The 26,279-nt window shown below is 70.7% G+C and carries 21 protein-coding genes and 1 pseudogene; 11 read left to right on the top strand and 11 right to left on the bottom strand.

The annotated features are described in order from the left end of the window. From ABZ953_RS23835 to ABZ953_RS23820, 4 genes are all read right to left on the bottom strand, one after another. Positions 1-345 carry a bifunctional 3-phenylpropionate/cinnamic acid dioxygenase ferredoxin subunit gene (locus ABZ953_RS23835; RefSeq protein ID WP_355817992.1) on the bottom strand — a complete coding sequence of 115 codons (345 nt, stop codon included), beginning with the start codon at positions 343-345 and terminating at the stop codon, positions 1-3. Next, positions 342-1,523 (bottom strand): Fe-S cluster assembly protein SufD, encoded by a 1,182-nt coding sequence (sufD, locus tag ABZ953_RS23830; RefSeq protein WP_361727098.1) that lies wholly within the window; start codon positions 1,521-1,523, stop codon positions 342-344. Before sufD ends, ABZ953_RS23835 begins: the two co-directional genes overlap by 4 nt. 62 nt (positions 1,524-1,585) lie before the next feature. Further along, positions 1,586-3,007: a Fe-S cluster assembly protein SufB gene (sufB, locus tag ABZ953_RS23825; protein ID WP_361727096.1), complete on the bottom strand. Its 1,422-nt coding sequence runs from the start codon at positions 3,005-3,007 to the stop codon at positions 1,586-1,588. Further along, positions 3,004-3,744, bottom strand: a complete 741-nt coding sequence (locus ABZ953_RS23820) for a metalloregulator ArsR/SmtB family transcription factor (protein ID WP_361727095.1) — start codon at positions 3,742-3,744, stop codon at positions 3,004-3,006. Before ABZ953_RS23820 ends, sufB begins: the two co-directional genes overlap by 4 nt. A gap of 161 nt (positions 3,745-3,905) precedes the next feature. Between ABZ953_RS23820 and ABZ953_RS23815 the strand changes: the two are divergent. The 4 genes and pseudogenes from ABZ953_RS23815 to ABZ953_RS23800 all read left to right on the top strand — a co-directional run bounded on the left by ABZ953_RS23815 (position 3,906) and on the right by ABZ953_RS23800 (position 8,643). After that, positions 3,906-4,594: pseudogene (locus ABZ953_RS23815) on the top strand (AAC(3) family N-acetyltransferase). A gap of 68 nt (positions 4,595-4,662) precedes the next feature. Then, the gene (locus ABZ953_RS23810; RefSeq protein WP_361727093.1) at positions 4,663-5,586 is read left to right on the top strand and encodes an ABC transporter ATP-binding protein; all 924 of its coding nucleotides are present in this window, start codon (positions 4,663-4,665) and stop codon (positions 5,584-5,586) included. Next, positions 5,583-6,371 carry an ABC transporter permease gene (locus tag ABZ953_RS23805; protein ID WP_361727092.1) on the top strand — a complete coding sequence of 263 codons (789 nt, stop codon included), beginning with the start codon at positions 5,583-5,585 and terminating at the stop codon, positions 6,369-6,371. Before ABZ953_RS23810 ends, ABZ953_RS23805 begins: the two co-directional genes overlap by 4 nt. 76 nt (positions 6,372-6,447) lie before the next feature. Next, a complete protein-coding gene (locus ABZ953_RS23800) occupies positions 6,448-8,643 on the top strand; it encodes a glycogen debranching N-terminal domain-containing protein (protein ID WP_361727090.1) in 2,196 nt (731 codons plus the stop codon). Here the strand turns inward: ABZ953_RS23800 and ABZ953_RS23795 are convergent. Further along, positions 8,602-9,840 (bottom strand): glycosyltransferase family 4 protein, encoded by a 1,239-nt coding sequence (locus tag ABZ953_RS23795; RefSeq protein ID WP_361727088.1) that lies wholly within the window; start codon positions 9,838-9,840, stop codon positions 8,602-8,604. The two genes, ABZ953_RS23800 and ABZ953_RS23795, sit on opposite strands and share 42 nt — an antisense overlap. Before the next feature lie 139 nt (positions 9,841-9,979). On the opposite strand from ABZ953_RS23795, the gene ABZ953_RS23790 reads away from it, so the two are divergent. Further along, the gene (locus ABZ953_RS23790) at positions 9,980-12,691 is read left to right on the top strand and encodes a tetratricopeptide repeat protein (RefSeq protein ID WP_361727086.1); all 2,712 of its coding nucleotides are present in this window, start codon (positions 9,980-9,982) and stop codon (positions 12,689-12,691) included. Positions 12,692-12,695: 4 nt separating this feature from the next. Next, positions 12,696-13,724: a COX15/CtaA family protein gene (locus ABZ953_RS23785; RefSeq protein WP_361727084.1), complete on the top strand. Its 1,029-nt coding sequence runs from the start codon at positions 12,696-12,698 to the stop codon at positions 13,722-13,724. A gap of 9 nt (positions 13,725-13,733) precedes the next feature. On the opposite strand, the gene ABZ953_RS23780 is transcribed toward ABZ953_RS23785, so the two are convergent. The 3 genes from ABZ953_RS23780 to ABZ953_RS23770 form a co-directional block, all read right to left on the bottom strand. Continuing rightward, the gene (locus ABZ953_RS23780) at positions 13,734-14,819 is read right to left on the bottom strand and encodes an amidohydrolase family protein (RefSeq protein WP_361727082.1); all 1,086 of its coding nucleotides are present in this window, start codon (positions 14,817-14,819) and stop codon (positions 13,734-13,736) included. 101 nt (positions 14,820-14,920) lie between these two features. Continuing rightward, complete coding sequence (locus tag ABZ953_RS23775; RefSeq protein ID WP_361727080.1) at positions 14,921-15,280, bottom strand: hypothetical protein; 360 nt, start codon at positions 15,278-15,280, stop codon at positions 14,921-14,923. Between the two features lie 93 nt (positions 15,281-15,373). Continuing rightward, positions 15,374-16,327, bottom strand: coding sequence for a heme o synthase (locus tag ABZ953_RS23770; protein ID WP_361727368.1), 954 nt, complete (start codon positions 16,325-16,327; stop codon positions 15,374-15,376). Positions 16,328-16,747: 420 nt separating this feature from the next. Here ABZ953_RS23770 and tkt point away from each other — a divergent pair, with 420 nt between their 5' ends. The 5 genes from tkt to pgl are packed head-to-tail and all read left to right on the top strand — an operon-like array spanning position 16,748 to position 23,346. Next, on the top strand, positions 16,748-18,850 hold the full coding sequence (tkt, locus tag ABZ953_RS23765; RefSeq protein WP_361727078.1) for a transketolase: 2,103 nt from the start codon (positions 16,748-16,750) through the stop codon (positions 18,848-18,850). A 34-nt stretch (positions 18,851-18,884) separates the two neighbouring features. Then, a complete protein-coding gene (gene tal, locus ABZ953_RS23760) occupies positions 18,885-20,003 on the top strand; it encodes a transaldolase (protein WP_361727076.1) in 1,119 nt (372 codons plus the stop codon). 6 nt (positions 20,004-20,009) lie between these two features. After that, positions 20,010-21,533 carry a glucose-6-phosphate dehydrogenase gene (zwf, locus tag ABZ953_RS23755; protein WP_361727074.1) on the top strand — a complete coding sequence of 508 codons (1,524 nt, stop codon included), beginning with the start codon at positions 20,010-20,012 and terminating at the stop codon, positions 21,531-21,533. Then, complete coding sequence (gene opcA / locus ABZ953_RS23750; protein ID WP_361727072.1) at positions 21,530-22,570, top strand: glucose-6-phosphate dehydrogenase assembly protein OpcA; 1,041 nt, start codon at positions 21,530-21,532, stop codon at positions 22,568-22,570. Before zwf ends, opcA begins: the two co-directional genes overlap by 4 nt. Continuing rightward, positions 22,567-23,346 (top strand): 6-phosphogluconolactonase, encoded by a 780-nt coding sequence (gene pgl, locus ABZ953_RS23745; protein WP_361727070.1) that lies wholly within the window; start codon positions 22,567-22,569, stop codon positions 23,344-23,346. The genes opcA and pgl overlap by 4 nt, the downstream gene beginning before the upstream one ends. A 51-nt stretch (positions 23,347-23,397) precedes the next feature. Here the strand turns inward: pgl and ABZ953_RS23740 are convergent, their stop codons facing one another. From ABZ953_RS23740 to ABZ953_RS23730, 3 genes are all read right to left on the bottom strand, one after another. After that, on the bottom strand, positions 23,398-23,679 hold the full coding sequence (locus ABZ953_RS23740; RefSeq protein ID WP_361727366.1) for a DUF2087 domain-containing protein: 282 nt from the start codon (positions 23,677-23,679) through the stop codon (positions 23,398-23,400). A gap of 294 nt (positions 23,680-23,973) precedes the next feature. Continuing rightward, entirely contained in the window at positions 23,974-25,626 is a 1,653-nt protein-coding gene (pgi, locus tag ABZ953_RS23735) for a glucose-6-phosphate isomerase (protein WP_361727068.1), read from the bottom strand. Positions 25,627-25,794: 168 nt separating this feature from the next. After that, complete coding sequence (locus ABZ953_RS23730) at positions 25,795-26,130, bottom strand: RNA polymerase-binding protein RbpA (protein WP_361727066.1); 336 nt, start codon at positions 26,128-26,130, stop codon at positions 25,795-25,797. Between the last annotated feature and the right edge of the window lie 149 nt (positions 26,131-26,279).

Raw genomic sequence — 26,279 nt, 5'->3', positions numbered from 1 at the left:
TCAGGACTCCTGGGAAGGGGAGGCGTGCACATCAACGAGTACATCGCCCCCTTCGATCTTTACGGGGTATACGGGGACGGGGCGCGTCGCGGGGAGGCCGGACGGCTTGCCGGTGCGGAGGTCGAAGCTGGAGCCGTGCAGCCAGCACTCGATCTGGCAGTCCTCCACCTCGCCCTCGGAGAGGGAGACGTTCGCGTGCGAGCAGATGTCGTGGATCGCGTACACCTCGCCCTCGGTGTGGACGACCGAGACGGGCGTGCCGTCGAGTTCCACCCGCTTGGGGGTGTCCTCCTCCAGCTCGCTCAGTCCGCAGGCCCGAACGAAGCGGGCTTGGTCGAGGCTCATGCGGTGGTCGCCTCCAGCTCCTCTTCGATCTTGGCGATGAGGCGCTCCTCGACGTCGGGCAGGCCGATCTGCTGGACCAGCTCGGCGAAGAAGCCACGGACGACGAGGCGGCGGGCCTCTTCCTCCGGGATGCCGCGCGACTGCAGGTAGAAGAGCTGCTCGTCGTCGAAGCGGCCGGTCGCCGAGGCGTGGCCCGCGCCGACGATCTCGCCGGTCTCGATCTCGAGGTTCGGCACCGAGTCGACCCGGGCGCCGTCGGTCAGAACCAGGTTGCGGTTCATCTCGTACGTGTCCGTGCCCTCGGCGGCGGCCTCGATGAGGACGTCGCCGATCCACACCGCGTGGGCGTCGTCGCCCTGGAGCGCGCCCTTGTAGACGACGTTGGACTTGCAGTGCGGGGTGTTGTGGTCGACCAGGAGGCGGTGCTCCTGGTGCTGGCCCGCGTCGGTGATGTACAGGCCGAAGAGCTCGGCCTCGCCGCCGGTGCCCGCGTAGTGCACGCGCGGGTGGAGACGGACCAGGTCGCCGCCGAAGGTGACGACGACGGACTTGAAGGTGGCGTCGCGGCCGACCAGCGCGTTGTGCTGGGCGACGTGCACCGCCTTGTCGTCCCAGTCCTGGACGGAGACGACGGTGAGCTTGGCGCCGTCGCCGACGACGAAGTCGACGTTGGCGGCGAGCACGGCGTCACCGGTGTGGTCGATGACGACCAGGGCCTCAGCGAACGCGCCCAGCTCGATGACCTGGTGCGCGAAGGCGGTGCCGCCCTCGCCGTGCACGGCGATGCGGATCGGCTCGGTGAGCACCGTCTCCTTGGGGACGGTGACGACCGAGGCCTTCTCGAAGGACGAGTACGCCTGGGCGGCGACGCGGTCTACGGGCTTGCCCGCCTTGCCGACGCGGGCGTCGTCGCGGCCGACGGTCTCCTGGGTGACGCCCTCGGGGGCGCTCACCTCGACGCGGATGCCGCCGTCGGCGACAGCGGTGCCGTCGTGCAGGCCGCGCAGGCGCTCCAGCGGGGTGAACCGCCACTCCTCCTCGCGCCCGTGCGGCACGGGGAAGCTGTCCACGTCGTAGGACGGGGGCGCGCTCATGCGGGTGGCGACGGTGGACTCGGCGGCCACCGCGATGGACCCGGCGGTCGTCGACCCGACCGGAATATTCTGAGCCTCAGCCATGGCTGTCGTCGTGCTCTCTCTCTGCGTAAGAAGTCAGTCGCTGCGAAGGATGGTCGCCGGAATTAACCGACCGAACCCTCCATCTGCAGCTCGATCAGCCGGTTCAGCTCCAGGGCGTACTCCATGGGCAGCTCCTTGGCGATCGGCTCGACGAAGCCGCGGACGATCATCGCCATGGCCTCGAACTCCGTCATGCCGCGGCTCATCAGGTAGAAGAGCTGGTCGTCGGAGACCTTGGAGACCGTGGCCTCGTGCCCCATGGAGACGTCGTCCTCGCGGACGTCGACGTAGGGGTAGGTGTCCGAGCGGGAGATCGTGTCGACGAGCAGGGCGTCGCAGAGCACGTTCGACTTCGATCCGGCGGCGCCCTCACCGATCTCGACGAGGCCGCGGTACGACGTACGACCGCCGCCGCGCGCCACCGACTTGGAGACGATGTTGGAGGACGTGTTCGGCGCCATGTGGACCATCTTGGAGCCGGCGTCCTGGTGCTGGCCCTCGCCCGCGAAGGCGATGGACAGCGTCTCGCCCTTGGCGTGCTCGCCCATGAGGTAGACGGCGGGGTACTTCATCGTCACCTTGGAGCCGATGTTGCCGTCGATCCACTCCATGGTCGCGCCCTCGTACGCCACGGCGCGCTTGGTGACCAGGTTGTAGACGTTGTTCGACCAGTTCTGGATCGTCGTGTAGCGGCAGCGGCCGCCCTTCTTCACGATGATCTCGACGACGGCCGAGTGCAGCGAGTCCGACTTGTAGATCGGCGCGGTGCAGCCCTCTACGTAGTGGACGTAGGCGTCCTCGTCGACGATGATCAGCGTCCGCTCGAACTGGCCCATGTTCTCCGTGTTGATACGGAAGTAGGCCTGGAGCGGGATCTCGACGTGTACGCCCTTGGGGACGTAGATGAACGAGCCACCGGACCACACGGCGGAGTTCAGCGACGCGAACTTGTTGTCACCGACGGGGATGACGGTCCCGAAGTACTCCTTGAAGAGCTCCGGGTGCTCCTTCAGCGCCGTGTCGGTGTCCATGAAGATGACGCCCTGCTCCTCCAGGTCCTCACGGATCTGGTGGTAGACGACCTCGGACTCGTACTGGGCCGCGACACCGGCGACGAGGCGCTGCTTCTCCGCCTCGGGGATGCCGAGCCTGTCGTACGTGTTCTTGATGTCCTCGGGCAGGTCCTCCCAGGACTCCGCCTGCTTCTCCGTGGACCGCACGAAGTACTTGATGTTGTCGAAGTCGATGCCCGACAGGTCCGAGCCCCAGTTGGGCATGGGCTTCTTGTCGAAGAGCCGCAGGCCCTTGAGGCGCAGCTTGGTCATCCACTCCGGCTCGGACTTCTTCGCCGAGATGTCCTTGACGACGTCCTCGTTGATGCCGCGCTTGGCGGAGGCACCCGCCGTGTCGGAGTCGGCCCAGCCGTATTCGTACGTGCCCAGACCCTCGAGTTCGGGGTGGGCAGTCTCCGTGGGGAGCGTCATGCGGGGTTCCTCCCGGCCGTGCTTGCTGATGCTGATGTGGTGGTCCGTGTGGTGCTGTCGCCGCCGCTGCCACTGCGCGGGATGAACGTCGTGCAGACGCCGTCTCCGTGGGCGATCGTGGCGAGGCGCTGCACATGCGTGCCGAGCAGCGTGGAGAACATTTCCGTCTCCGCCTCGCACAGCTGCGGGTACTGCTCGGCGACATGGGCGACAGGGCAGTGGTGCTGGCAGAGCTGCTCGCCGACCGGTGCGCTACGCGCCGTAGCAGCGTACCCGTCGGCGGTCAATGCCTTCGCGAGAGCCTCGGTGCGCTGTTCGGGGGGTGCGGCGGCCATCGCCTTGCGGTACGTCTCGGCCTGGGCCGCGATCCTCGCCCGGGCGAATTCGACGACCGCGCCCTCGCCGTGCTGCTCGGTGATCCAGCGGAGCGCGTCCGCGGCCAGCTTGTCGTACGACTGGTCGAAGGCGTCGCGTCCGCAGTCGGTCAGGGCGAAGACCTTGGCGGGCCTGCCCCGGGTCCTTGCGCCGTAGACGCGCTGCTCACGGGGCTCGACGACGTTCTCATGGGCGAGGGCGTCGAGGTGCCGGCGGACGGCCGCCTGGGTGAGGCCGAGGCGCTTCGCGAGGTCGGCGACGGTGGACGGGCCGTGATCCAGGATGGACCGCGCGACACGGTTGCGCGTCGAACGCTCACCGGTCGCGAGTTCCTCCTGCGGAGCCTCGCCAACGTTTTTCACAACGCCATTGTTGCGTAATTCCTCAGAGCCTGACAACCCGCGCCCTCAGCGACCCCTGGTGCGCTGCATCACTTAGGCATACCTAAGCTGACCTGCGGAAACGATCACCGATCGATCAAACCGGTGGCGCCCCCGAGCCCCGTCGAGCAGAGTCGACAACCATGCCGACACCCCCTCCGACCGGCCCTTTGTGCACCCGCGCGACGCTCGCCGACGAGCTCCTGAAGCTCGGTGTGCTCCCTGGTGAGACCCTCCTCGTCCACACCTCGCTCAGCGCCCTCGGCTGGGTCGCGGGCGGCGCGGTCGCCGTCGTCCAGGCGCTGCTCGACACGCTGGGCCCGGACGGCACGCTGGTGGCCCCCGCCCACTCCGGCGACAACTCCGACCCCGCGCTGTGGCAGAGCCCGCCCGTGCCCGCGACGTGGCAGCCCGTGATCCGCGCGTCGCTGCCCGCGTACGACCCGCTGACCACGCCACCTCCGGGCACGCCCACGACTGCCGCCTCGGTGAGCGCAGCCCCCTGGCGCGCCTGGAGAAGGCGGGCGCCCGCGTCCTGCTCCTCGGAGCCGGGTTCGACGCCTGTACGGCCTTCCATCTGGCCGAGTACCGGATCCCCGGCCCCTCGGCGGAGAACTCCTTCGCCGTCATGACGTCCAAGGGGCGCCGCTGGCAGACCGTGCGGGAACGCTCGATCTCCGAGGACGGCTTCGCGGAGCTCGGCGCGGCGTACGAGAAGGACTCCCCCGTCGTACGCGGCCACGTCGGCGCCGCACTGTCGCGCGTCTTCCCCGTGGCGGACGCGGTCGCTTACGCCGAACGGTGGCTTGCGGACAACCGGCCGCAGACGTAGCGGCGCGCGGCGGAACTCCGCCGACCCGCCCGACCGGGACCCCGGCCCCGTCCCTAGACTGGCTCACCATGCGAAACGAGCCCGTCGTCCAGATCCGGAATCTGGTCAAGCGGTACGGAACCAAGACCGCGGTGGACGGTCTCGACCTGACGGCCGGGGCGGGCATCACGGCCGTCCTCGGCCCCAACGGCGCGGGCAAGACCACCACGATCGAGACCTGCGAGGGCTACCGGAAGCCGGACTCCGGCACCGTGCGCGTCCTCGGCCTCGACCCGGTGCGCGAGGCGGACCGCCTGCGGCCCCGCATCGGCGTGATGCTCCAGTCCGGCGGCGTCTACTCCGGCGCCCGCGCCGACGAGATGCTCCGGCACGTGGCCAAGCTGCACGCACGCCCCCTCGACGTGGCCGCGCTCATCGAGCGCCTCGGCCTGGAGAGCTGCGGCCGCACCACCTACCGGCGGCTCTCCGGCGGCCAGCAGCAGCGCCTCGCGCTCGCCATGGCCGTGGTCGGCAGGCCCGACCTCGTCTTCCTCGACGAGCCGACCGCGGGCCTCGACCCGCAGGCGCGCCGGGCCACCTGGGACCTCGTACGCGATCTGCGGCGCGACGGCGTCGGCGTCATCCTCACCACGCACCACATGGACGAGGCCGAGGAGCTCGCCGACGACGTCGCGATCATCGACGCGGGCAAGGTCATCGCCCAGGGCAGCCCCGACGAGCTGTGCCGCGGCGGCGCCGAGAACACCCTGCGCTTCACCGGCCGCCCCGGCCTCGACGTCGCCTCGCTGCTCAAGGCCCTGCCCTCGGACTCGGCCGCCGCCGAACTGACCCCCGGCTCCTACCGGGTGAGCGGCACGGTCGACCCGCAGCTGCTCGCCACCGTCACCTCGTGGTGCGCGCAGCACGGCGTGATGCCGGAGAAGATCTCGGTCGAGCGCCACACCCTGGAGGACGTCTTCTTGGAGCTGACCGGTAAGGAGCTGCGCGGATGAGCGCCGCTGGTACCTACACGCCGGAGCCGGGCGCCGCCCCGCTCCCCCGCATGATCACCGCGCAGGCGGCGTTCGAGACGAAGATGCTGCTGCGCAACGGCGAGCAGCTGCTCCTGACGGTCATCATTCCGGCCCTGCTGCTCGTGCTGTTCAGCGCGGTCGACATCGTGACTGTGCCCACTGAAACCGCGGGCGGTGAGGGCGAGGCCGTGGACTTCCTCGCGCCCGGCATCCTCGCGCTCGCCGTGCTCTCGACGGCCTTCACGGGACAGGCCATCGCGACGGGCTTCGAGCGCCGCTACGGCGTGCTCAAGCGGCTCGGCGCCTCGCCGCTCCCCCGCTGGGGCCTGATGACCGCCAAGACCCTCTCGGTCCTGGTCACCGAGGTCCTGCAGATCGTGCTGCTGACGGTCATCGCGTTCGCCCTCGGCTGGTCGCCGCACGGCAACCCCTTCTCCGTACTCCTGCTCCTGGTGCTCGGCACGGCCGCGTTCTCCGGCCTCGGCCTGCTGATGGCGGGCACCTTCAAGGCCGAGGCGACGCTCGCCGCCGCGAACCTCGTCTTCCTGCTCCTCCTCATGGGCGGCGGCGTGATCGTCCCGCTCGACAAGTTCCCCGACGCGGCCCAGAGCGTGCTCGGCCTGCTGCCCGTCTCGGCGCTCTCGGACGGGCTGCGCGACGTGCTGCAGCACGGTGCGGGCGTGCCGTGGGGCGACCTCGGGATCCTCGCGGTGTGGGCGGTGCTCGGGCTCGGCGCGGCGGCGAAGTTCTTCCGCTGGGAGTGACGGCGGAGGGGACGGCGGGAGGGACGGCGGGAGCGACCGCGGCATGACGTGAGGGCGCAGCGGGCACTCCCGTTCCGTGGCCGACATCCCGGAATTACCCGCACCGCACCGGGCCCTCGCCCTGCAGCCGCTGCTGCACGACGTGGTGATCTGCGTCGCGGCACCCGCCTTCACCGCATCGGGCCGTGACGGCCAGCTCCGCGGCGCGCGGGCCGACGGCTTCTACGACCACGACCGGCGGCTCCTGCACACCCTGGTGCTGCTGATCGACGGCCGCGAGCCCGATCCCGTCGGCGTCCAGCCGCTCGGCCCCGACCGGGTCCGCTTCACCGCCGTGCACCGCTATCCGGGCGACGGCACGGACGACCCGACGCTGATCGTCGAGCGCGTGCGCACCGCAGGTGAGGGCGAGACGGTCCTGCTGCGCAACGTGGGCACCGTCGCCCGTCAAGTGCGGGTCGAGCTGGCCGCCGCCACCGACCTCGCCGACATCGCCGACGTGAAGCACGGGCTCACCGGCCCCGCCGTGCCGCCGTCCGCCGCGCGGACCGGCGCGGCGGAGCTCTCCTGGTGTTCCGCCACGGGCCGCGCCGGGATCCTCGCCACCGGGTGCCCCGAGCGTCCCAGGACCTCCGCGGGCCCGGCGGGCGGCACCTTCACCTGGTCCCGGGTCGACCTGCCGCCGGCCGGCTCCTGGCTGATCCGGCTCACCGTCACGGGCCGCGCCGTCCCCGCCCCGCCCGGCCACCCGGTCGCCGCTTCCCCGCACGTGCCCTGGTCGGAGCCCGTGGTCCAGGGCGACCGGCGCCTTGTCGCCCTGGTCCGCCAGGGGCTCGCCGATCTGCGGGCGCTGCGCCTCGCGGACGGGACCGAGCGCCGGGCCGCATCCCACGACGACCAGTTCATCGCCGCGGGCTGCCCCTGGTACCTGACGCTGTTCGGCAGGGACTCGATCTGGTCGGCCCGCATGCTGCTGCCGCTCGGCACGGAGCTGGCCCGCGGCACCCTGAGGACGCTCGCCCGGCGGCAGGGCACGGTCCACGACGAGTTCCGTGAGGAGGCTCCGGGGCGCATCCTGCACGAGCTGCGGCCCGCGCAGTCGCAGCACGGCCACGGCCTCCTCCTCCCCTCCCACTACTACGGCTCCGTCGACGCGACCCCGCTCTTCGTCTCGCTCCTCGTCGACGCCTGGCGCTGGGGCCTGCCCGCGGCCGACGTCGACGACCTCCTGCCGTACGCGGAACGCGCGATGGACTGGATCATCGCCGTCTGCGGCAAGGACAAGGACGGGCTGCTGCGCTACTACCCGCGCCCCGGCGGGCTGCTCCACCAGTCGTGGAAGGACTCCGCCGACGCGGTGCGCGACGCGGCGGGCCGCCGCATCGAGCCCCCGCTGGCCCTCTGCGAGGTGCAGGGGTACGCCTACGAGGCGGCGACGGGCCTGGCCGCCCTCCTGGAATCGCGCGGGGCCGCCGGGCGCGCCCGCGATCTGCGCGGCTGGGCCGCGGCCCTCCGCGACCGTTTCGCCGACGCCTTCTGGATCACCGGCGAGGACGGCCCCGCTCCCCGCTACGCCGCCATCGCGGTCGGCCGGGACCTCGACCCGGTCACCGGGCCCGCCTCCAACATGGGCCAGCTGCTCGCCACCGGCATCCTCGACGCGGAGGGCTGCGCCGATGTCGCCGCCTGGCTTGCCTCCCCCGAACTGAACTCCGGCTGGGGGCTGCGCAGCCGGTCCGCGGCCGTGCCCGGCTTCAACCCCATGAGCTACCACGGCGGTTCGGTGTGGACCCACGACACGGCGATCGCCGTGCAGGGCCTCTGCGCGACGGGCCGCCAGGCCGAGGCCGCGGCACTCACCGACGGCCTCCTCGACGCGGCGGTGCACTTCTCGTACCGGATGCCGGAGCTGTACGGCGGCGACGCACGGACCGAGACCTCCCCCGCCCCCCTCGCCTACCCGGCGGCCTGCCGCCCGCAGGGCTGGTCGGCGGCGTCCGGCGTCGCGGTGCTCACGGCGCTGCTCGGGCTGCGCCCTGACGCGGCACGGCAGAGACTCGCTCTGCGCCCGCTCCACCCGGCGCCGCTCGGGCCGCTCACCGCGTCGGGGCTGCGTCTCGCGGGCGCGGACCTCTCGGTACGGGTCGGCCGGGACGGGCGGACGGCGGTGGCGGGGCTGCCCGGGGGCTGGCGGGTCGACACGGGCGCGGAGGGGGGCGCGGGCGCCGGTTCAGACACCGGCGCGGGCGCCGGTCCGGGTACCGCCCGCTGACGCTCCGTCCGCTCGGGAGAGCAGTGTGCGGTACTCCTCGCGCATCCGCTCCAGGTAGATCTCGCGCAGGTCGAAGTGGTCCCTGACGTGGTCCCGTCCGCGCAGCCCCATCCGGCGCCCGGTCTCACGGTCGTCGAGGAGTTCGGCGAGGCGCGCGGCGACGTGCTCCGCGTTCCTGTGCGGCACGAGGTAGCCGATCACTCCGTCGGCGTCGACGCCCTCGTCGAGGCCGCCCATCCGCGTCACCACGACGGGCCGCGCGGCCGCCATGGCCTCCAACGGGGCGAGTCCCATCGGCTCGTCGAAAAGCGAGGGGTAGACGACGACCGTGGACTCGGCATAGAGATCAGGCATTTGCTCGACGCCGGCCTCCACGAAATCCACGTATGGCTTCAGATCGCGCTTCTCGATCTCCTTTTCCAGGCTTTCCCGGAAGCCGATCTTCTCGCCGTGGAAATCGACCGTCCGACGGGTGTCCGTGAGGACGAGCCGGGGCTCGAATGCGCACATGCGGCGCTTGACGATCAGGTCGAGGGCGGCCACCGCGAGCATCGCGCCCTTGTCCGGGATGAGCCGCGCGGGCAGCAGGACCGTGCCCTGCCGCGGGGCGCCGTCGAGCGGCGCGACCGCCGTGTACGGAGCGGTGTCGATGCCCAGGTAGGTGCGCTCCGCCCGCACGCCGAGCACGTCGGCGCAGGCGGTCCGCAGGAACTCCGAGACCGCGTAGTGGCCGTCCCACTCCGCCGCCGTGAGCGCGGATCTGCCGCTTCCCGGCGCCCCCCAGATGCTGTGGTACGTGTGACAGAGCACCAGACCGAGCGGCCCCCGCAGCGCCTGCAGGGCCTTGGCCGGGGCGTCGCTGAAGTGGTGCAGGTTGTGGCCGTGCACCACGCGTACGCCGCGCTCCCCCAGGACGTCGGCGAACCACCGGGTGAGGCGGCGCAGGTCGCCGGGGTCGCGCTCGACTCTCGCGAGGTCGAGCGCCGGGTGGGTGAGCAGTTCCACGCCCGGCTGATCCGGTGTCTGCGCGCCGGGCGTGCCGGTGAGGACGGTGACGCGGTGGCCGCGCCGCGCCAACAGCCGCGAGTAGTCCCACAGGTGGGATTCGACCCCGCCCACACAGGGCGGAAACGACCAGTGGACCAGCGCGATATGCACCCCGGCTCCCGGGGATTGATCCTGCGCGTCGAGATCCATTCCGCCTCCGTGCCGTCGAATCCGCGAAGCGCAGACTAGCCGCAATTTCCCTTGCGGCCGTATTCCGATGAGCGCGGGCTTTCCCCGAGAATGGGACTGTACTGCGCATTGACGGGGTGGGGGCAGACAGGGGGAACAAATGTCCGCATTGCTTTCCGGTTTAGTCGTCGACGCCCGCAAGCGGATCGTCCTGACCCGCAAGCGCCTCACCGTCACCATGAAGCGGCTCGCCGCCGGCGCCACCGCGCTCTCGGGGGTCGCCGTCGCCCTGGTCGCCCTCTTCAAGGACAAGACGACCGGCCCGGTGATGTGGGGCCTGGTCGGCTTCGTCGTGCTGGTCATGGTCTCCCTCGTCGTCATGGCAGCCCCCTCACCCGGACGGACCACCGGGGACACCGCGTCGGCCGCCTTTCCCCCGAACAACCTCCCCTTCCGCTCCCGCTACTTCGTGGGCCGCACGCAGGAGATGGCCCGGATCGAGCGGACCCTGAGCCCCGGCAAGGGCACCAAGGGCCGCCGCGTCTGCGTCCTGCACGGCACCGGAGGCATCGGGAAGTCCCAGCTGGCCACGGTGTACGCGCACGACAAGCTCGAGGAGCACAGCCTCACCCGGTGGCTCAACGCCACCAGCTCCGACCGGCTCCTGTGCGACCTCCTCGAACTGGCCGCCCTGATCGGCATCGCCTACCACGAGTCCAAGACCGTGGTCCTCTCCCGCCTGTGGAGCTGGCTGCGCGACCACCCGGACTGGCTTCTCGTCTACGACAACGTCCAGCTCGACGGCGCCGAGGCCGACAGTGGACCCATCGACCGCCTGCAGCGGCTACAGCCCCTGCTGCCGCCCGAAGGCGTCGGCAAGGTCCTCATCACCACCCAGCAGCGCGAGGGCTGGACCGGCCTGTGCCCCGACCCCGTCGAGCTGACGGTCTACGCCGAGGCCGAAGGCATCGAGTTCCTGCGGCTCAGGACGGGCTCGGCGGCCGACGAGCGCCTCGCCCGGCTCGGCCGGCTCCTCGGCTGGCAGCCCCTCGCCCTGGAGCAGGCCGGCGCCTACATCGAGCAGGCCGAGATCAGCGTGGAGAGCGAGGACTTCGAGGACTATCTGCAGCGGCTCTCCGAGCAGACCGCCGACAGCGACGCCAAGACCTTCGAGCTGGCGATCGAACGGATCGGGCGGCAGTCACCCGCCGCCGAGGACCTGCTGCGGCTCTGCTCCTTCCTCGCCTCCGAGGACGTGCCCCGCACCACGCTCTTCCGGTACCGCTCGGTCCTGCCCGACCGGCTGCGCCTGGTCATGGAGGACCAGCTCGCCTTCACCCGGCTCGTCCTCAAGCTCGTCCAGCACTCCCTGATGACCCGCCACGGCGACGGCCGCACGGAGCCGGTGACGTACGGGATCCACCCCCGGGTGCAGATCTTCATCCGCTCCCGGCTGACCGGCCACGAGCGCCTGGAGTGGTCGCAGGCCGCCGTCCGGCTGATCGAGGCGGCCTTCCCGCTCGCCCCCGAACAGCTCGACTCGCGCCTCGCCTGTGAGCGCCTGATGCCGCACGTCGACGCCGTGACGGCCGAACCCGCCTGGGCCGACGACAATGACGGCGAACTGGGCGCGGCCCGGGACCCGGAGGGGCTCGTACGGCTGCTGCACCGCGCGGGCAGCTACCAGAGCCACCGCTGCGACTGGAAGAGCGCCCTGGCCTTCTTCGCCCGCGAGGTGGAACTGCGCGGCCTCGGCACCGGCTCCGAACACAGCCTCGCGACGGCCCACCTGGCCATCGCCCGCCAGCACTACCTCCTCGCCCGTCTGGACCCGGCGGAGGCGGCCTGCGGCAGGGCGCTCGCGCTGTGCGACGCGCACAAGGACGACGACGCCTTCCAGCAGGTACGGGCGCAGTGCTGCCGTCAGTTCGGCGGCATCCTGCGGGAGCGCAACCGCTTCCGGGAGGCGGGCGGCTATCTGGAGGCCGCCCTGCGGATCTACGAGCACCAGGGCTCCGGCTGGGAGGTGAGCGACTGGGCGGTCACCGAGCAGGAGGCAGGCATGATCCACCGCAACGCGGGCCGGCTCACCGCCGCGCTCGACTGCTACCGGCGGGCCGGCGAGCTGATCAGCAGCGGCGGCTCCACCGGCCTCGAGGAGAACGTGGTGTTCCGCGCCGCGCTCCGGCGCGACGTCGGCATCGTCGCGCAGGACCGCGGCGACCTGGACACCGCCCAGACCGAGCTGACGGCCGCGCACGCCGTCTTCCGCAGCAAGCGCGGCGAGGAGGACTTCGAGACCGCGCAGGTCGCCAAGTTCCTCGCGGACGTGGAGCGCCGCAAGGGCCAGCAGTGCAGGGCCGCCTCCCGGCAGGCCCGCAGCCCCCTGCGCAAGCGCGGCCTGCGCGCCAAGGCCCAGGCCCATCTCGCCCGGGCGCACGAACTCCTCGGCCCCGTCCTGACCCTGCTCGGTGAGCGCCGGGCGACGGAGGCCCACACGTACGCCGCCTGTCTCAACAAGCTCGGCTCGCTGCAGTGGGCCGAGGGACACCTCAACAAGGCGATCGACACCCTCCGTGAGGCCGAGGCGATCTACGTCACCGCGTACGGCCCCGACCACCACTACCGGGCGAAGACCCTGTGCAGGCTCGGCCCCGTGCTGCGGGCCGCGGGCTACCGGACCCGCGCCGAGCAGGAGCTGCGCACGGCCGAGGGGATCTTCGTCACCAGTCTGGGCGAGGAACACCCCTCACTCGTGGCGGTGTACGCGTTCCTCGCCGACTGCGCCACGGACCCCGTGCGCGCGGCGGATCTCCGGGCCAGGGCCGACCGCATCCACCGGTCGCTCTGGGACAACTCGTCCCCCTCGTGAAGACATGCACAAGCGGCCCCCTACGATGGTGCGCGTGCCAAATGTGACCCGAGCCGACATCGCTTCAGCCGTGCGGAACCCGCTCGCCTTCATCGCCGAGCGCTGGACCCCCACTCAGCGGACCGTCCAGCAGGCGGCCGTGATCTCCGTCGTCATGACGGTGTTCATCGTGGTGACGGGCGGTGCCGTCCGGCTGACCGGATCCGGCCTCGGCTGCCCGACCTGGCCCAAGTGCACGGACCAGTCCCTCACCGCGACGAGCGAGATGGGCTTCCACGGCGCCGTCGAGTTCGGCAACCGCATGCTGGCGTACGTGCTGAGCGCGGCCGTCGGCTGGGCGATCATCGCGGCCCGCTCCCAGAAGCCGGTGCGCCGCAGCCTCACCCGGCTCGGCTGGGCCCAGTTCTGGCTGGTCATGGGCAACGCCGTGCTCGGCGGCATCGTGGTCCTCGTCGGCCTCAACCCGTGGACGGTCGCGGCGCACTTCCTGCTCTCCTCCGCGCTGATCGCCGTCGCCGTCACCATGTGGCAGCGGACCCGCGAGGGCGACGGCGAGCCGCGCCCGCTGGTCGGCAAGGCCGTGGTGCAGCTCGTGTGGGTCCTCGTCGCGGTATCCGCGCTGCTGATCGCGGTGGGCACGGTCGTCACCGGATCGGGACCGCACGCGGGTGACTCCAGCGACGTGCCGCGGATGGGCTTCGACTGGGAGACGGTCAGCAAGCTGCACGCCGTACTGGCCTGGATCGTGGTGACGCTGGCGTTCGCCCTGTGGTTCGTCCTCAAGGCGGTCGACGCGCCGCCCGGCCCGCTGGCCCGCACCCGCCAGCTGTTCCTGGTCCTCCTCTCGCAGGGCGCGATCGGTTACGTCCAGTACTTCACGGACCTGCCGGAGATCCTGGTCGGCCTGCACATGCTCGGCTCGTGCCTGGTGTGGATCGCTGTGGTGCGGGTGCTGCTCGCGATGCGGGAACGGCCGCTCACGACCGCCGACGTGCCCGCCCAGGCGGACGACTCCCGCCTCTCGGCCGTCTGAGAGCCTGTCCTACCGTTCGAGGCCGTAGACCCGGCGGGCGTTGCCGGCGGCGATCAGTCCCGCCACGCGCTGCGCGTCGGTGAGCGACCAGGCGCCCTCCGCGACCCAGGTACCGAGCACCCGCCCCAGCGCCTCCCGGAACAGGTGCGCGCCGACGACGTGCAGTTCGGGCAGCCCGTGGGCGCCGCTGGAGAACAGCAGCTTGCCGAAGGGCGCGAGTTCGAGGATCTCGGCGAGCACGGCGGCCGCGCGGGCTCCGGTGCGTACGAGCGCCGGTCCGAGGTCGGCGTACACGTGCGGGAAGACGGCCGCGAGGTGCGCGGCGCTGCGGTGGTACGGATAGCCGTGCAGCAGCACCAGATCGGTGCCGAGCCCCGCGGTGGCCCGCGCGAAGTCCCCGAGGTACGTCTGCGGGTCCCCGGCCCCCGCGTGCAGCTGCAGCGGCCGCCCCGAGGCCACCGCGATCCACAGCAGGTGCCGCAGCAGGACGGGATCGGCGAGCGCCCCGCCCACCTGCCGCCCGGCCAGCCAGCGCCCGACCGCCCCCCGCACCTCACCGGGGCCCGGCGGCTCCGCGGCGAGGGCGAGCGGATGGCGCACCCCCGCGACCGAGGTGAAGGCGACGGCGCCCTCGGCGGCGGCGTGCACGGACTCGGCGAGATTGGCGAGGAACGCGTCCGCGGTGCCGGAGGTGTCCGCGACCTGTTCGGCGAGTAATTCCAGGCGGACGATCTCGCGGGCGTCGGCGTCGCCGGTGCAGGCCATCTCGGCGGGCCCCGTCAGGTCCCCCGGCAGCCCGGTGTCGACGAGGTACGTGGTGATGCCGCTGCCCCGGAGCAGGCGCCGCCCCGACTCCAGTACGCCGAGTTCACGGCGCCGGGCGAGATAGCGGGCGGGCGGGCAGTGCGGCTCCAGGCCGAGCAGCGGCGGACACCAGCGGCGCACCGCGAAGCCGGTCTGGGTGTCGAAGAAGGTGGTGCCGGGGGCGGGCGGCCCCTCGCCCCGGCCGAGGTGGGCCTCGAAGGTGCCGAGGCCCAGCTCCGTACGGAGGACGCCATGGCAGTACTGGTCCACCAGGGACGGCGTTTCGATCATCCGGACTCCCGATGAGTGGACCTTGCTCCTACGGTCCTAACGGGTGACCCGGGCGTCAGGTGTTGCTTTCGGCCGGTCTCGGTCGAACGTACGGCGGGGCGTCAGCCGTTGCTCGGGCCGCCGAGCTGGATGCCGGCCATCCGCTTCCACTCGTAGGGACCGGTCTTCACCTTGGCCGCGAACTCCCCGGCGAACTCCTCGTGGACGGTGACCCCGGCCTTCTCGACGGCGCTCTGCGCGATGGCGTAGGTGGGCGCGACGAGGTCGCCCCAGCCGCCGTCCTCGCCCACGAGGACGATCCGGGTGCCCTCCTGCCCGATGTACGCGACCTGCGCCTCGGCGCCGCCGTGCGCCCGCGCGAAGGTGCCGATCTGCTTGGCGAGCCTGGCCGCCCTGCGCTCGGCCTTGGCGGCCTGCCTGCTGTCGCCCTTGCTCTCGTCCACCTGCTGTGTGTCTGCCATGGGCAGGATGCTACCGACGGGTAGATCAACTGGCGACGGGCGGGGCGCGTGGCGTTCAACACCACGTGCCCCGCCCGTCGGCGGAGTGGGGGTTCAGCGGAGGAAGGGATCCACCGCGACCGCCACGAAGAGCAGTGAGACGTAGGTGATGGACCAGTGGAAGAGCCGCATCTCCTTGAGCTTGGCGCCCGCGACCTCGGCCTTGGCACGGCTTTGCAGCCCGTGCGCCTCCCACAGCCAGAAGCCGCCGGTGACCAGCGCGACCGCCGTGTAGAACCAGCCGGTGTAACCGAGCGGCTGGAGCAGCAGCGAGACGGCGACCATCATCCAGCTGTAGAGGACGATCTGGCGGGCGACCACCTTGTTCGAGGCGATGACCGGCAGCATCGGCACGCCGACGCGCGCGTAGTCGTCCTTGACCTTCATGGACAGCGGCCAGTAGTGCGGCGGCGTCCAGAAGAACATCACGAGGAAGAGGATGACCGGGGCCCACGACATGGAGTCGGTGACCGAGGACCAGCCGATGAGGACCGGCAGACAGCCCGCGATGCCGCCCCAGACGATGTTCTGGGAGGTGCGCCGCTTGAGGATCATCGTGTAGACGACCACGTAGAAGAGCAGCGCGCCGAGCGAGAGCCAGGCGGAGAGCCAGTTGACGGCGAAGCCGAACAACAGGGTGGAGACGACCGCGAGGGTGATGCCGAACACGAGGCACTCGCGCGGGCTGACCATGCCGGTCACCAGCGGACGCTGCGACGTGCGGTCCATCAGGGCGTCGATGTCGCGGTCGATGTACATGTTGAGCGCGTTCGCACCCCCCGCGGAGAGGTAGCCGCCCAGGCAGGTCACGAAGACCAGCCACAGGTCGGGCACCCCCTGTTCGGCGAGGAACATCACCGGAACGGTGGTGATGAGCAGCAGCTCGATGATCCGCGGCTTCGTCAGCGCCACGAACGCCTTGACGCGGGCCCCGAACGGCCGATGGCTCGGGCTAAGGTCCGTCCCGGAAACCCCCGCTGGACGGGATTCAACGGCCGTCACGCACACCCCTGACAGAGACATCCCAGCGGGCCGACCAGCACCTTCTGACATGAAGATCCGGTAAAGGCCCGCGCGTACCACGCCACTGTAGACGTTGCCCATACCTCGCCCTTCGCGGGGGTGGGGTCGTGTTGGCCCGGCCGGTCGAACGACGTCCGTGGCGAGTTGAGCCGCCAGATGAGCGGAACCATGCGTTCATTGAGCGGACATATGGGCGATACCGGTGGCCTTTTGAGCAGACATATGAGCGAGCCCATATTCACTTGCCTAATGCCCCTCCTTTCCTTTCGGGAGGCGCATCCTCGCGTGTCACTGCAGTCTGGAATGACTCGAAAAAATGAGCGTTCTCGCAGCGGTAGGCTCGACAGCGGCCGGTGGGATCTACACCGCCGGCATTCGACATGTGGAGAGGAGCCCTGACTCAGGGTGAGCACCAAGCCGACCACCACAGACCTCGAGTGGACCGAACTGGACCAGCGGGCCGTTGATACCGCTCGCGTCCTGGCCATGGATTCCGTACAGAAGGTCGGCAACGGCCATCCCGGTACGGCCATGAGCCTCGCGCCCGCCGCGTACACCCTCTTCCAGAAGGTGATGCGCCACGACCCGGCGGACGCCCAGTGGACCGGCCGCGACCGGTTCGTCCTCTCTGCGGGCCACTCGTCCCTCACGCTCTACACCCAGCTCTACCTGGCCGGTTTCGGCCTGGAGCTGGACGACCTGAAGGCCTTCCGCACCTGGGGCTCGAAGACCCCGGGCCACCCGGAGTACGGCCACACGACGGGCGTGGAGACGACGACGGGCCCGCTGGGCCAGGGCGTCGCCAATGCCGTGGGCATGGCGATGGCCGCCCGCTACGAGCGTGGTCTGTTCGACCCGGAGGCGGCCGACGGCTCGTCCCCGTTCGACCACTACATCTACGCCATCGCCGGTGACGGCTGCCTCCAGGAGGGCATCTCCGGCGAGGCGTCGTCGCTGGCCGGGCACCAGAAGCTCGGCAACCTGGTCCTGCTGTGGGACGACAACCACATCTCGATCGAGGGCGACACGGAGACCGCGGTCTCCGAGGACACCATGAAGCGGTACGAGGCGTACGGCTGGCACGTCCAGCGCGTGGCGCCCAAGGAGGACGGCGACCTCGACCCGGCCGCCCTCTACGCCGCGATCCAGGCCGCCAAGGCCGAGACCGAGCGCCCCTCCTTCATCGCGATGCGCTCGATCATCGCCTGGCCCGCCCCGAACGCGCAGAACACCGAGGCCGCACACGGCTCGGCGCTCGGCGACGACGAGGTGGCCGCCACCAAGCGCGTCCTCGGCTTCGACCCGGAGCAGAGCTTCGAGGTCTCCGACGAGGTCCTCGCGCACACCCGCAAGGCCCTCGACCGGGGCCGTGAGGCCAAGGCCGAGTGGGAGAAGGGCTTCGCCGCCTGGCGCACCGCCAACGGCGAGCGCGCCGCGGAGTTCGACCGCATCCGCGCGGGCGAGCTGCCCGAGGGCTGGGAGGAGAAGCTCCCCGAGTTCGAGACCGGCAAGGGTGTCGCCACCCGCGCCGCGTCCGGCAAGGTCCTGCAGGCGCTCGGCGCGGTCATCCCCGAGCTGTGGGGCGGCTCCGCCGACCTCGCGGGCTCGAACAACACGACGATCGACAAGACGTCGTCGTTCCTGCCCGCGGGCAACCCGCTGCCCGAGGCCGACCCGTACGGCCGTACGGTCCACTTCGGTATCCGCGAGCACTCCATGGCCGCGGAGATGAACGGCATCGCGCTGCACGGCAATACGCGCATCTTCGGCGGCACCTTCCTGGTGTTCTCCGACTACATGCGCAACGCCGTCCGCCTCTCCGCGCTGATGCACCTCCCGGTGACGTACGTGTGGACGCACGACTCCGTCGGTCTCGGCGAGGACGGCCCGACCCACCAGCCGGTCGAGCACCTGGCCTCGCTGCGCGCCATCCCGGGCCTGAACGTCGTGCGCCCGGCCGACGCCAACGAGACCGTCGTCGCATGGCGCGAGATCCTCAAGCGCTTCACCAAGGAGTTCGGCAAGGGGGCCCCGCACGGTCTCGCGCTGACCCGCCAGGGCGTGCCGACGTACGAGCGCAACGAGGACGCCGCCAAGGGTGGCTACGTCCTCTTCGAGGCCGAAGGGCCCAACGGAAAGAGCACAGCGCCCGAGGTCGTGCTCATCGGCACCGGCTCCGAGGTCCAGCTCGCCGTCGAGGCGCGCGAGCAGCTGCAGGCCGCGGGCGTCCCGACGCGCGTCGTCTCGATGCCGTCGGTGGAATGGTTCGAGGAGCAGGACCAGGGGTACCGCGACAGCGTCCTGCCGCCGTCCGTCAAGGCGCGTGTGGCGGTCGAGGCCGGCATCGGTCTGACCTGGCACCGCTTCGTCGGCGACGCGGGACGCATCGTCTCGCTGGAGCACTTCGGTGCCTCGGCGGACGGCAAGGTGCTGTTCCGCGAGTTCGGGTTCACCGCCGACGCAGTGGCTCAGGCGGCACGGGAATCGATCGACGCCGCTCAGCGCTGACGCCCATATACGACCAAGTAGGAGATGTAATTCCATGACAGACGCACTCAAGCGCCTTTCCGAAGAAGGCGTCGCGATCTGGCTGGACGACCTGTCGCGCAAGCGGATCACGTCCGGCAACCTCGCCGAGCTGATCGACCAGCAGCACGTCGTGGGCGTCACGACCAATCCTTCGATCTTCCAGAAGGCCATCTCGCAGGGCGACGGTTACGACCAGCAGCTCTCCGACCTGGCGGCCCGCAAGGTCACCGTCGAAGAGGCCATCCGGATGATCACGACGGCGGACGTCCGTGACGCCGCCGACATCCTGCGCCCGGTCTTCGACGCGACGGGCGGCCAGGACGGCCGGGTGTCCATCGAGGTCGACCCGCGCCTGGCGCACGACACCAAGGCCACGACGGCCGAGGCCAAGCAGCTCGCCTGGCTGGTGGACCGGCCGAACGCGCTCATCAAGATCCCGGCCACCGAGGCGGGCATCCCGGCGATCACCGAGGTCATCGGCCTCGGCATCAGCGTCAACGTCACGCTGATCTTCTCGCTCGAGCGCTACCGCATGGTCATGGACGCGTACCTCGCGGGCCTGGAGAAGGCCAAGGAGCGCGGCCTGGACCTCTCGAAGATCCACTCGGTGGCGTCCTTCTTCGTGTCCCGCGTGGACACCGAGATCGACAAGCGCCTGGACGCCATCGGCACGGACGAGGCCAAGGCCGCCAAGGGCAAGGCCGCGCTCGCCAACGCCCGCCTGGCCTACGAGGCGTACGAGGAGGTCTTCTCCTCCGACCGCTGGGCCGCCCTCGACAAGGCGCAGGCCAACAAGCAGCGTCCGCTGTGGGCCTCGACCGGCGTCAAGGACCCGTCGTACAAGGACACCCTGTACGTCGACGACCTGGTCGCCCCGAACACGGTGAACACGATGCCGGAGGCCACCCTGGAGGCCACCGCCGACCACGGGTCGATCACCGGCAACACCATCGCGGGCACCTACGACCAGTCGCGCGCTGAGATCGCCGCCGTGGAGAAGCTCGGCATCTCGTACGACGAGGTCGTACAGCTGCTCGAGGACGAGGGCGTCGAGAAGTTCGAGGCGTCCTGGACCGACCTGCTCAAGTCGACCGAGGCCGAGCTCGAGCGCCTCGCTCCTTCGAAGGGCTGACCCACTTTGTCAAGCAGCAATCCGCTGCGTGACGCCGCAGACCGACGGCTCCCGCGCATCGCGGGGCCGTCGGGCCTGGTCATTTTTGGCGTCACGGGCGATTTGTCCCGTAAAAAGTTGATGCCTGCCGTCTACGACCTCGCCAACAGAGGCCTGTTGCCGCCGGGCTTCTCGCTCATCGGCTTCGCGCGTCGCGACTGGGAGGACGAGGACTTCGCCCAGGTCGTCCACGACGCGGTCAAGGAGCACTCGCGCACGCCGTTCCGCGAGGAGGTCTGGCAGCAGCTCATCCAGGGGATGCGCTTCGTCCAGGGCAACTTCGACGACGACGACGCCTTCGAGCAGCTCAAGGCCACCATCCAGGAGCTCGACAAGGCCCAGGGCACCGGCGGCAACTTCGCGTTCTACCTCTCGGTGCCGCCCAAGTTCTTCCCGCAGGTCGTCCAGCAGCTGAAGAAGCACGAGCTCGCGGACGCCCCGCAGGGGGCCTGGCGCCGTGCGGTCATCGAGAAGCCGTTCGGCCACGACCTGGCGTCGGCCCAGGAGCTGAACGCGATCGTGCACGAGGTGTTCGCCCCGGACCAGGTGTTCCGGATCGACCACTACCTCGGCAAGGAGACCGTCCAGAACATCCTGGCGCTCCGCTTCGCCAACCAGATGTTCGAGCCGATCTGGAACCGGTCTTACGTCGACCACGTGCAGATCACCATGGCCGAGGACATCGGCATCGGCGGCCGCGCCGGGTACTACGACGGCATCGGCGCCGCCCGTGACGTCATCCAGAACCACCTGCTCCAGCTGATGGCGCTCACCGCGATGGAGGAGCCCGCCTCCTTCGACGCCAACGCGCTGGTCGCCGAGAAGGCCAAGGTCCTCGGCGCCGTCCGGCTCCCCAAGGACCTCGGCAAGAACACGGTCCGCGGGCAGTACGCCGCGGGGTGGCAGGGCGGCGAGAAGGCCGTCGGCTACCTCCAGGAAGACGGCATCGACCCCAAGTCGAAGACCGACACCTATGCCGCGGTCAAGCTGGAGGTGGACAACCGCCGCTGGGCGGGCGTGCCCTTCTACCTGCGGACGGGCAAGCGCCTCGGCCGCCGGGTCACGGAGATCGCGGTGGTCTTCCAGCGCGCGCCCCACTCCCCCTTCGACCACACCGCCACCGAGGAGCTCGGGCAGAACGCGATCGTCATCCGCGTCCAGCCGGACGAGGGCATCACGGTCCGGTTCGGCTCGAAGGTGCCCGGCACCTCCATGGAGATCCGGGACGTCTCGATGGACTTCGCCTACGGCGAGTCCTTCACCGAGTCCAGCCCGGAGGCGTACGAGCGCCTGATCCTGGACGTCCTGCTCGGCGACGCCAACCTCTTCCCGCGCACGGAGGAGGTCGAGCTGTCCTGGAACATCCTCGACCCGATCGAGGAGTACTGGGACAAGCACGGCAAGCCCGCGCAGTACCCGGCCGGTACCTGGGGCCCGACCGAGGCGGACGAAATGCTCGCACGAGACGGACGGAGCTGGCGCCGGCCATGAAGATCGACCTTACGGACACCACCTCCAGCAAGATCAACAAGGCGCTCGTCAAGGGCCGCAGGGCGATCGGCACCCCCGCCGTCGGCATGGTGCTCACCCTCGTCATCGTCACCGACGAGGAGAACGCCTACGACGCCCTGAAGGCGGCCAACGACGCCTCCCGCGAGCACCCCTCGCGCACCCTCGTGGTCATCAAGCGGGCCGCGCGCTCGCCCCGTGACCGCACCACCTCGCGCCTTGACGCCGAGGTACGGGTCGGCGTCGAGGCCGGCACGGGCGAGACCGTCGTCCTGCGCCTGTACGGCGACGTCCTCAACCACGCCCAGTCGGTCGTGCTCCCGCTGCTCCTCCCCGACGCCCCCGTGGTCGTCTGGTGGCCGGTGAACGCCCCGCTTGACCCGGCGAACGACCCGCTCGGCGCCCTGGCGCAGCGGCGCGTCACGGACACGTACGCGGCCGAGGAGCCGATCCGCGAGCTGACCGCCCGCGCCGAGGCCTACCATCCCGGCGACACGGACCTGTCCTGGACCCGCATCACCCCGTGGCGCTCCATGCTCGCCGCGGCCCTGGACCAGGTCACGTGCAAGGTCACCGAAGTGCAGGTGGACGGCGAGGAGTTCAACCCGAGCTGCGAGCTGCTCGCCATGTGGCTCGCGGACCGCCTCGACGTGCCGGTCAAGCGCGCGCTTTCGCCGGGCCCCGGCCTGACCGGCGTCCGGATGGAGACCACCTGCGGTCCCATCGTGCTCGACCGGGCGGACGGCTCGCTCGCCACGCTCTCCATCCAGGGGCAGCCCGACCGCGCGGTGGCGCTCAAGCGCCGCGAGACGGCCGAACTGATCGCGGAGGAGCTGCGCCGCCTCGACCCGGACGACACCTACGCCTCGGCGCTGAAGTACGGCGTGGACCGCCTGGCGGCCCCGCCGTCGCAGCCGGTGACCGAGACGGCGGAGGAGGCCAAGGCCTCCGGGGAGGGCGCCGCGCCGCAGAAGGCACCGGCGAAGAAGGCCCCGGCCAAGAAGGCGGCCGCGAAGTGAGCGCGACCCCGCAGCTCGTCATCCACCGCGACAAGGAGCTGATGGCACAGGCCGCGGCGGCCCGCCTCATCACGAAGATCGTCGACGCGCAGGCCGCCCGCGGCAGCGCGTCGGTGGTCCTCACCGGCGGCCGCAACGGCAACGGCCTGCTCGCGGCGCTCGGTTCGTCCCCCGCGAAGGACGCGATCGACTGGTCGCGTCTCGACCTGTGGTGGGGCGACGAGCGCTTCCTGCCGGACGGCGACCCGGAGCGCAACTACACCCAGGCCAAGGAGGCGCTGCTCGACTCGGTGCCCCTCAACCCGGCCCGGGTGCACCCGATGCCCGCGTCGGACGGCGCGTACGAGGTGGACGCGGCGGCGGAGATCTACGCCGCCGAACTCACCGCGGCCGCGACCCCGGAGGACCATGGCCCGGTGCCGACCTTCGACGTCCTGATGCTCGGCGTCGGCCCGGACACGCACGTCGCGTCGCTCTTCCCCGAGCTGCCCGCGGTGCGCGAGACGGTGCGCACGGTGGTCGGCGTGCACGGCGCGCCGAAGCCCCCGCCGACCCGCATCTCGCTCACGCTCCCGGCCATCCGGTCGGCGCGTGAGGTGTGGCTGCTCGCGGCGGGCGAGGACAAGGCGCGGGCCGCGGCCATCGCCCTGTCGGGCGCCGGTGAGGTGCAGGCCCCCGCGGCCGGTGCCTACGGCCGCTCGCGCACGCTGTGGCTGCTCGACTCCGCGGCGGCCTCCGAGCTCCCTCCGGAGCTCTACCCGCCGGCCGTGGCGTAGCCGCTTCCCGTCGTACGTCCTGAGGGCCCCGCACCGACCGGTGCGGGGCTCTCAGGCATCGACAAGTGCGCGGCGGTAACTGCTGCCGTCCTCCTCGCGCTCCAGGAGGCCGTCGGAGACGCAGTACCTGCGCAGCGCGGCGCTGTCGTCGTGGACGGTGCCGAACGCGTCGTTGACCTCGCGCTCGCTGTAGCTGCGGCCGGTGTCGAAGAGGCTGTCCGTGAGGTGGACGAGGAGTTCGTGGCGTACGACGGGGCGTACGGGGATCGCGGTGAGGCGGCCGTGCGCGAAGAAACCGGTGAGGCGGCGCGGCACGGTGGGGTGGGCGTCCACCGGTCCCGCTGACCGCCGGAAGACGGCCGCGTCGGCCCGCAGCGACCCGTCGGGCAGCCGCTCCACGAGCCCGGCGGCGAGGAGGCGCCCCAGGTGTTTGCGGGCGACGGCGGAGTCGGCCTCGCGCGGCGGCAGCTCGTCGAGGACTATGCGCGCGTACAGCCTGAGTCTCTCCGGATCGGCGAGCACGGCAAGTAGCTGGTCCATGACAAGGTCCCTCCCGGCGGGTGACAGAGCCGAAGCAGTGTCACCCGCCGGGCGGTGCGCCCGCATCCGATTAACACCAGGTGAGACTCAACGGCCGCGCAGATCCCGGTACTTGTCGACCAGGGCCGTGGTCGAACCGTCCAGGTCGGGCACCTCGGCGCCCTCGGTAAGGGCGGGCTCGACGCGCTTGGCGAGGACCTTGCCGAGCTCGACGCCCCACTGGTCGAAGGAGTCGATGTTCCAGACGGCGCCCTGGACGAAGACCTTGTGCTCGTAGAGCGCGACGAGCTGACCGAGGACCGAGGGCGTCAGCTCCTTGGCGAGGATCGTCGTCGTCGGGTGGTTGCCCTTGAAGGTCTTGTGCGGGACGAGCTCCTCCGGGACGCCCTCGGCACGCACCTCGTCGGGCGACTTGCCGAACGCGAGCGCCTGGGTCTGGGCGAAGAAGTTGGCCATCAGCAGGTCGTGCTGGGCGACCAGGCCGGGCAGCAGGTCGGCGACCGGCTGCGCGAAGCCGATGAAGTCCGCCGGGATCAGCTTCGTGCCCTGGTGGATGAGCTGGTAGTAGGCGTGCTGGCCGTTGGTGCCCGGCGTGCCCCAGACGACCGGGCCCGTCTGCCAGTCGACCTCCTTGCCGTCCCGGCCGACGTACTTGCCGTTGGACTCCATGTCCAGCTGCTGCAGATACGCGGTGAACTTGGAGAGGTAGTGCGAGTACGGCAGGACGGCGTGCGACTGCGCGTCGTGGAAATTGCCGTACCAGATGCCCAACAGGCCCATCAGGAGCGGCACGTTGGACTCGGCGGGCGCGGTGCGGAAGTGCTCGTCGACGAGGTGGAAGCCGTCGAGCATCTCGCGGAAGCGGTCGGGCCCGATGGCGATCATCAGGGAGAGGCCGATCGCCGAGTCGTAGGAGTAACGGCCGCCGACCCAGTCCCAGAACTCGAACATGTTGGCCGTGTCGATGCCGAACTCCGACACCTTCTCGGCGTTGGTCGACAGCGCCACGAAGTGCTTGGCGACGGCGTCCTGACCAGCCTTCAGCTCCGTGAGCAGCCAGTCGCGCGCGGACGTGGCGTTCGTGATCGTCTCGATGGTCGTGAAGGTCTTCGAGGCGATGACGAACAGCGTCTCGGCGGCGTCCAGGTCCCGCACGGCCTCGTGCAGGTCCGCGCCGTCCACGTTCGACACGAAGCGGACCGTGAGCCCGCGGTCGGTGAAGGCGCGCAGCGCGTCGTACGCCATCGCGGGCCCGAGGTCGGAGCCGCCGATGCCGATGTTGACGATGTTCTTGATGCGCTTGCCGGTGTGACCGGTCCACTCGCCGGAGCGGACCTTCTCCGAGAAGGCGCTCATCTTGTCGAGGACGGCGTGCACCGCGGGCACCACGTTCTCGCCGTCGACCTCGATGACGGCGTCACGCGGGGCGCGCAGCGCCGTGTGCAGGACCGCGCGGTCCTCCGTCGTATTGATCTTCTCGCCGCGGAACATGGCGTCCCGGAGCCCGAAGACGTCCGTCGCGGCGGCGAGCTCGCGCAGCAGCCGCAGCGTCTCCTCCGTGACGAGGTGCTTGGAGTAATCGAGGTGCAGGTCACCGACCTGGAGGGTGTACGCCGTGCCGCGTGCCGGATCGGCGGCGAACAGCTCGCGCAGCTGCACCTCCCCGAGCTGTTCGCGGTGCTTGGTGAGCGCCGTCCACTCGGGCGTCTGATTGAGCCTGGCGCGGCTTTCTGCATTCATCTCGGACTTCAGCCTTCTCTCGTACCCATGTACGTGTATTGCCCCGCTGCACTCTCCAACCTAATGGATCGATGAGCGATATGAGATGTCTGAAACTGATCGTCCGCACACGTGCCGGGATAAAGAAACCGGCCGGACACCTCTCGGTGTCCGGCCGGTTCGCAAGTACTAGATCTCGCCCCGCAGTTTGGCGAGTGCTTCCGCGAGGATGGCCTCTCCGTCCTCGTCGCTGCGCCGCTCGCGTACGTACGCCAGATGCGTCTTGTACGGCTCGGTGCGCGGCGGGTCCGGCGGGCTGTCCCGGTCCTGACCTGCCGGGAAGCCGCAGCGGGGACAGTCCCACGTATCGGGGACCTGCGCGTCGCTGGCGAAGCTCGGCTGCGTCTCGTGCCCGTTGGAGCACCAGAAGGAGATGCGCAGTCGCGGCGCGGACTCACCGCGCTCGGCCTCGCCCATCGGCCCCGCCCCGACCCGACTTCCTCGGATCGCGTTGCCACTTGCCACGGTCGTAACTCCCTGCGTGATGGTGCTGCTGCGGGCGCCTCAGTTTACGTAAGGCCCAACGCGCGTCCAGTGGTGGGAGTTACACCCGACCGCCGGACGCAAGCCCCATGATAAGCCGCGCACGCGGGCTCGCACCGGACAAGCGACCA

The organism is Streptomyces sp. NPDC046465 (assembly GCF_040646035.1).
In the GTDB taxonomy this organism is placed as follows: domain Bacteria; phylum Actinomycetota; class Actinomycetes; order Streptomycetales; family Streptomycetaceae; genus Streptomyces.
The sequence above is the reverse complement of the archived record's forward strand: the minus strand, read 5'-3'. Positions and strand labels throughout refer to the sequence as shown.

Coding starts and splice junctions, on each gene's coding strand:
- ABZ953_RS23835 (WP_355817992.1), bottom strand. CDS start 345: ATGAGCCTCGACCAAGCCCGCTTCGTTCGGGCCTGCGGACTGAGCGAG.
- sufD (WP_361727098.1), bottom strand. CDS start 1,523: ATGGCTGAGGCTCAGAATATTCCGGTCGGGTCGACGACCGCCGGGTCC.
- sufB (WP_361727096.1), bottom strand. CDS start 3,007: ATGACGCTCCCCACGGAGACTGCCCACCCCGAACTCGAGGGTCTGGGC.
- ABZ953_RS23810 (WP_361727093.1), top strand. CDS start 4,663: ATGCGAAACGAGCCCGTCGTCCAGATCCGGAATCTGGTCAAGCGGTAC.
- ABZ953_RS23805 (WP_361727092.1), top strand. CDS start 5,583: ATGAGCGCCGCTGGTACCTACACGCCGGAGCCGGGCGCCGCCCCGCTC.
- ABZ953_RS23795 (WP_361727088.1), bottom strand. CDS start 9,840: ATGGATCTCGACGCGCAGGATCAATCCCCGGGAGCCGGGGTGCATATC.
- ABZ953_RS23790 (WP_361727086.1), top strand. CDS start 9,980: ATGTCCGCATTGCTTTCCGGTTTAGTCGTCGACGCCCGCAAGCGGATC.
- ABZ953_RS23785 (WP_361727084.1), top strand. CDS start 12,696: ATGCACAAGCGGCCCCCTACGATGGTGCGCGTGCCAAATGTGACCCGA.
- ABZ953_RS23780 (WP_361727082.1), bottom strand. CDS start 14,819: ATGATCGAAACGCCGTCCCTGGTGGACCAGTACTGCCATGGCGTCCTC.
- ABZ953_RS23775 (WP_361727080.1), bottom strand. CDS start 15,280: ATGGCAGACACACAGCAGGTGGACGAGAGCAAGGGCGACAGCAGGCAG.
- tal (WP_361727076.1), top strand. CDS start 18,885: ATGACAGACGCACTCAAGCGCCTTTCCGAAGAAGGCGTCGCGATCTGG.
- opcA (WP_361727072.1), top strand. CDS start 21,530: ATGAAGATCGACCTTACGGACACCACCTCCAGCAAGATCAACAAGGCG.
- pgi (WP_361727068.1), bottom strand. CDS start 25,626: ATGAATGCAGAAAGCCGCGCCAGGCTCAATCAGACGCCCGAGTGGACG.